This window comes from Kitasatospora sp. NPDC092039 (assembly GCF_044756065.1).
Lineage (GTDB): Bacteria > Actinomycetota > Actinomycetes > Streptomycetales > Streptomycetaceae > Kitasatospora.
This window is the reverse complement of sequence record NZ_JBIVSD010000038.1, coordinates 22,324-28,323: the sequence shown is the minus strand read 5'-3', so window position 1 is coordinate 28,323 and position 6,000 is coordinate 22,324. Positions and strand designations below refer to the sequence as shown.

The following is a 6,000-nucleotide window of genomic DNA, read 5'->3' as shown; positions in this document are numbered from 1 at the left end:
ACGCTCGGCTGGGAAACCCCAGCCGAGCGCCTGCATAAACTCATCGCGGCCTAGACAACCGACCACGTGTTGCCACGACCCATAGAAACCACCCGCTTCTCCGGGGGCCGCCGCACGTTCGCGCCAGGCTCGTTCCCAGGCTCGACGGAGCGCCGGGACACGACGGAGCCCCCAGGCACGACGGAGCCCCAGGCACGACGGAGCCCCGGACACGGCGGAGCCCCCGGCCGCTCGGCGGCCGGGGGCTCCGGGGGAAGTTGACCGGTTCTCAGCTGTCCAGCCGGATCGAGGCCCGCGCCGAGACCTTGTCCCCGGAGAGCCCGGTCAGTTCCGCGAGCACCACGTAGGTGCCGCTCGGCGGCGGCGTCTGGTCGGCGGTCGCGCACTGCGGCTTGCTGCGGCTGCGGTCCCAGGTGAAGGTCTCGGTCTGGCTGCCGCCCGCGCCGAGCTGCACCCAGATGCTGCCCTTGTCGGCCGGGCAGTCGCCGGAGGACCAGACCCGGTCGTTGTTGCTGCCGCTCACCGTGATCACGGAGGCGGTGCGGCCCAGGTCCACCCGGCAGTTGGTGCCGGAGGAGTTCTTGACCGTCAGGGCCAGCCGCGGCTTGTCCTTGGGCTGGTACGAGTTCTGGGTGCCGGCCAGCTCCAGCGCCACCTGCGAGGAGGCGCAGACCGGCAGCGCCATGATCTCGGGGGTGTTCACCGCCGGGGCGCCGCCGCCCGGGCCGCCGGAGCCGCCCGTACCGCCACCGGCGCCGCCGGCGGCCGGCGCCGCGCCGCCCCCGGGGGCCGGGTTGGCACCGGCGCCGGTGCCCCCGCTGAGGTTCACCTCGGTGCCGCCGCCGCCCGCGACCGGGCCACCCCCGGCGCCACCGCCGCCCGGGCGCGCCGCGGGGCCGCTCGGGGAGGCGCCGGGCGTGATGGTCTGGGCCGGGGTCTGGTTCTGGGAGGGAACGGCCTGTGCGGCCTTGCCCGATGAGCCGCCGTCACCGCCCCCGCCCTGATCGATCATCAGCCAGGCGATCAGCGCGACGACCGCCGCGACGGCGACGAGCACGACGACGCGCCGACGCCAGTAGATCGAGGCCGGCAGTGGTCCGACGGGTTGACGCAGAGAAGGCACGACCAAACTCTACGAGACTGTGTGTGGCGATTGACTCACCAACACCGCACAGTCACCCCTTCCTTCACATGATCCGCCATTTGATCCGTTCGAGCGAGCGCCAATCGGACGATTTCCGGGGAGTTTCCCGGGAGGATCCGGAGCGGTCTGATCCACTTCGGCCCGGTCGGCGGACATGGGAGGATCGAAGGGCCATGACTGCCATCACCGCTCCCGCCACCGCCGCCGACGCCGTTCCCGCCCCCGCCGGCGCCGTCCGGCCGCCGCTGCCCCTGCCGCTGTTCCACTCGACCGTCCTGGACTGGTACGAGGCGAGCAAGCGCGACCTGCCCTGGCGGGCCCCCGACGCGACGCCCTGGGCCGTCATGGTGAGCGAGTTCATGCTCCAGCAGACCCCGGTCAAGCGGGTGCTGCCCGCCTGGCAGGCCTGGCTCACCCGCTGGCCGACCCCGGCCCACCTCGCGGCCGAGGCGCCCGGCGAGGCGGTCCGGATGTGGGGCCGGCTGGGCTACCCGCGCCGGGCGCTGCGCCTGCACGCGGCCGCGGTGGCGATCACCGAGGAGCACGAGGGTGAGGTCCCGGACGACCACGCCACCCTGCTCTCGCTGCCCGGGGTGGGGGAGTACACCGCCGCCGCCGTCGCGTCCTTCGCCTTCCGCCAGCGGCACGTGGTGCTGGACACCAACGTCCGCCGGGTCTTCGCCCGCGCGGTGACCGGGGTCGAGTACCCGGCCCAGGCCACCACCGCCGCCGAGCGCCGCACCGCCACCGCGCTGCTGCCGGACGACGCCGAGACGGCCGCCACCTGGGCGGTCGGCGTGATGGAGCTGGGCGCGCTGGTCTGCACCGCGCGCGGCCCGGAGTGCGGGGACTGCCCGCTGTTCACGGCCTGCGCCTGGCAGCGGGCCGGACGCCCGCCGTACGAGGGCCCGGCCCGGCGCGGCCAGTCCTACGAGGGGACGGACCGCCAGGTGCGCGGCAAGCTGCTCGCGGTGCTGCGCGAGTCGCACGGGACGGTGCCGCAGGCCCGGCTGGACGCGGTCTGGCCGGACGCGGTGCAGCGGGCCCGGGCGCTGGACGGCCTGGTGGCGGACGGCCTGGTCGAGCCGGTCGAGCAGGGCGTCTACCGGCTGCCCCAGTAGCCGCCCCACGGACGGAAGGCGCCCCCGGGTGGACGAACCTCCCGGGGGCGCCGTACGGGGCGGGGTCGTCAGACGGCCGCCGCCTCCAGCGAGGACTCGGCCGGCTTCTCGTCCTTGCCGGCCCCGCGCAGCGGCACCTCGCGCAGGAACACCGCCGCGGCGATGGCGATCACGGCCACCCCGGCACCCCACAGGAAGACGGTGTCGATGCCGTTGGTCACCGCGTGGTGGAAGGCGTCCTGGACGGGCGCGGGCAGCTTGCGCAGCTCGGCCGGGCTCATCTCGCCCGGGTCCTTCGCCCCGCCGCCGGCGGCCTGGCTGCCCAGCCGTTCGGTCATGGTGTCCGTCACCCGGTTGTTGAACAGCGCGCCGAACAGTGCGACGCCGAAGGAGCCGCCGATGGTGCGGAACAGGGTGGCGGTGGAGCTGGCCACGCCCATGTCCTTGAGCTCGACGCTGTTCTGGGCGACCAGCATGGTGATCTGCATCAGGAAGCCCATGCCGGCACCGAGCACGACCATCCAGCAGGCCGAGGTGAAGCTGCTGGTCCCGACGCCCATGGTGGAGAGCAGGAGCATGCCGCCGGTCATCACGACGGTGCCGATGATCGGGTAGATCCGGTACTTGCCGGTCTTGGTGACGGCCTGGCCGACCACCAGCGAGACGACGAGCATGCCGAACATCAGTGGCATCAGCAGCAGCCCGGAGTTGGTCGCCGAGGCGCCCTGGACGATCTGCTGGTAGAAGGGCAGGAAGAAGGTCGAGCCGAACATCACGAAGCCGACGATGAAGCCGATGATCGAGACCAGGGTGAAGTTCAGGTTCTTGAAGAGGCTCAACGGCAGCATCGGCTCCTCGACCCGCTGCTCCACGTAGCAGAAGGCGATCAGCGAGGCGGCGGCGAGCGCGGCCAGGCCGAGGATCTCCTTGGAGCCCCAGGCGTATTCCTGGCCACCCCAGGTGGTCATGAGTACCAGCGAGGTGATGCCGGTGGTGAGCAGGATCGCGCCCAGGTAGTCGATCCTGGCGTTGCTTCGGACCTTCGGCAGCTTCAGGGTGACGACGACGACGGCGAGTGCGACCACGCCGAGCGGCAGGTTGATGTAGAAGGTCCAGTGCCAGTTCAGGTGGTCGGTGATGAAGCCGCCGACCAGCGGGCCGCCGACGGTGGCGAGCGCCATCACCGCGGCGAACATGCCCTGGTACTTGCCGCGGTCACGCGGCGGGACGAGAGCGCCCATGATCGACATCACGCCGACCATCAGACCGCCGGCGCCCAGGCCCTGGACGGCGCGGAAGGCGATCAGCTCGGTCATGTTCTGCGACAGGCCGGACAGCGCCGAACCCACCAGGAAGATCACGATCGAGGTGAGGAAGCTGCCCTTGCGGCCGTAGAGGTCGCCCAGCTTGCCCCAGATCGGGGTGGAGGCGGCGGTGGTCAGGGTGTAGGCGGTGACCACCCAGGAGCGGTGCTCGGCGCCGCCGAGGTCGCCGACGATGGTCGGCATCGCGGTGCCGACGATCAGGTTGTCGAGCATGGCCAGCAGCATGGTGACGACCAGGCCGACCATCACGAGGCGGATCTCGCGCGGTGACCGCGGTTGCTCCTCCTCGGCCGTCCTGTCCTCCGGCACCGGGCCGGCGGTCTTGGGCTGTGACATGAGGTGGGTCTCCCGGAGGGTGGTGCGGACGGAGCGTCGGGCCGTGCGGCGGCTCACTTACTTGTCGCCCGGCTAGTTTATCGACCGTCGGCACGGTAGGTTGTTCCCTAGCCGGTCGTCAAGCCAGTTTCTCGACCGACCGTCTGGGCAGGGAGAATGAGCCCGGGGCGGACACCACCCCGGGGTCCGCAGTAGTCACCGACGCAGTCATGAGGCAGGCCATGGGCACTCCGCACAGCCCCCGCAGCGACACCCGGGCTCGCATCATCGAGGTGTCACTGGAGCTCTTCGCGGAGCAGGGCTACGAGCAGACCTCGCTGCGCGAGATCGCCGACCGCCTGGGCGTCACCAAGGCCGCGCTCTACTACCACTTCAAGACCAAGGACGACATCGTCCTCGGCATCGTCGAGCGGATGGCCGCGCCGATCGACGAGACCATCGCGTGGGGCCGCAAGCAGGCCTGGAGCCCGGCGACGCGCGACGAGCTGATCCGCCGCTTCGCGGACGGGATGGCCGAGCGGGCCCCGCTGCTGCGCTTCTTCCACGAGAACCAGCCCGCGCTGCGCGAGTCCCCGGCCGGCCTGGCCTTCAAGGACCGCATGATCACCATGATGCAGCTGGTGCACGGGCCGGAGGCGGACTTCCACGACCGGCTGCGGGCCGCGATGGCGCTGTTCACCGTCCACTCGTCGCTGTTCCTGCTCAAGCAGGACAGCGCGGACTGCGGCGAGGCCCGGAACGTGTGGGGCGAGCAGCCGCCCCCGGCCGGCCTGGACGAGGCGATCGGGGCGGCCCGGGACATCGCGCTGGAGATCGGCGCCGGGATCCGCCACTCCGCCCCCGGCCACCCCGCGTCCAACGCGGGCTGAGGGCCGCTAAGGATGCCCGGCGGAGCATCCGGGGCGGCTCAGAAGTTCGTGACGCCGTGCCCCGCGAGGTACGCGATCGGGTTGACCACCGCGCCGTAGCGGTTGCTGGTGCGGATCTCGAAGTGCAGGTGCGGGCCGGTCGAGTTGCCGGTGCTCCCGGAGAACCCGATCCGCTCGCCCGCCGGCACCCACTGGCCCGCCGAGACGGTGACCGAGGACATGTGGGCGTACTGCGCGAAGTGTCCGTCCGCCAGCCGCAGCACGACCTCCTTGCCGTACGCGCCGTCCCAGCCGGCCGAGACCACGGTCGCGTCGCCGACCGCCAGCAGCGGCGTGCCCGGGGAGACCGCGAAGTCCACCCCGGTGTGGTACCCGGCCGCGTAGCTGCGGTTGGGCTTCCCGTACGGGTTGCTGGTCGGCGCGTTCGGCACCGGCGCCGACCACCCGGGAGCCGGGGCCGGCTCGGGCTCGGGCTCGGGTGCAGGGGCGGCCTCGGGGGCCGGCTCGGGGGCGGGCTCCGGCTCGGGCGCCGGAGCCGGCGGTTCGAGCGGCAGCAGGTTGGCCGCCACCGCCACGAACTCCTGCGCGGAGTCGCCGTCGTCGGGCAGCTTGTACGGGCTGGGCCCGGCCACCTGGACCAGCCCCGCGCTGGGCACCTCCGCCCTGGGCACGGTGAAGGCCGAGCTGCCCGGCGTGGTGGGCAGCACGGTCTGCGCCGAGGCGGTGCCCGGAGTGGCCACCAGCAGCACCCCGGCGAGCAGCACGGCGGCCGCTCCGGCCGAGACCAGCGCGTGGTCGTGCTCGGCCCGCTGCCGGCTGCCCGGCAGCGTGGCGTGCCGGGGCGACGCGAGCGAGCGCAGCGGTGCGGCCTGGGTGCGGACGGCGTGGCCGATCCGGGGCAGCCAGACGGCGGCCTGGGCCGCCGTGCGGGCGGCGAGCCGGCGCAGGGCCGGCCCCACGGGCGGGACGGTGGACATCGCTTGCCGTACCTCACGGTCGTACGAGGGCAGCACGGGGAGCCCGTTCGGGCGCGTGCTGAGCGGGGGACCACTCAGGTGTAACGGTCACCGAGCGGAGCCCCAAACGGTGTGACGTACTACGGCGTGTAGTCATCGTGGCGCCGGAGATTCAAACCGACGGAGTAACGATCATGTGATCCGATCGTCGGTGCCCGCTTCGCGGCGTCCGCCGGTTCCCCGGCCCCG

Annotated in this window: 5 protein-coding genes; 2 read left to right on the top strand and 3 right to left on the bottom strand. The window is 72.7% G+C overall.

Features of this window, described 5'->3' with window-relative positions; all coding sequences use genetic code 11:
* Positions 1–268: 268 nt before the first annotated feature.
* Entirely contained in the window at positions 269–1,123 is an 855-nt protein-coding gene (locus ACIQI7_RS38250; protein WP_401119299.1) for a hypothetical protein, read from the bottom strand.
* Positions 1,124–1,317: 194 nt separating this feature from the next.
* Here ACIQI7_RS38250 and ACIQI7_RS38245 point away from each other — a divergent pair, with 194 nt between their 5' ends.
* A complete protein-coding gene (locus tag ACIQI7_RS38245; protein ID WP_401119296.1) occupies positions 1,318–2,265 on the top strand; it encodes an A/G-specific adenine glycosylase in 948 nt (315 codons plus the stop codon).
* A gap of 68 nt (positions 2,266–2,333) precedes the next feature.
* Here ACIQI7_RS38245 and ACIQI7_RS38240 read toward each other — a convergent pair whose 3' ends face one another.
* On the bottom strand, positions 2,334–3,926 hold the full coding sequence (locus ACIQI7_RS38240) for an MDR family MFS transporter (protein WP_401119293.1): 1,593 nt from the start codon (positions 3,924–3,926) through the stop codon (positions 2,334–2,336).
* 221 nt (positions 3,927–4,147) lie between these two features.
* Between ACIQI7_RS38240 and ACIQI7_RS38235 the strand changes: the two genes are divergently transcribed.
* On the top strand, positions 4,148–4,795 hold the full coding sequence (locus ACIQI7_RS38235; protein WP_401119290.1) for a TetR/AcrR family transcriptional regulator: 648 nt from the start codon (positions 4,148–4,150) through the stop codon (positions 4,793–4,795).
* Between the two features lie 38 nt (positions 4,796–4,833).
* On the opposite strand, the gene ACIQI7_RS38230 is transcribed toward ACIQI7_RS38235, so the two are convergent.
* A complete protein-coding gene (locus ACIQI7_RS38230) occupies positions 4,834–5,772 on the bottom strand; it encodes a M23 family metallopeptidase (protein ID WP_401119287.1) in 939 nt (312 codons plus the stop codon).
* Positions 5,773–6,000 lie beyond the last annotated feature (228 nt).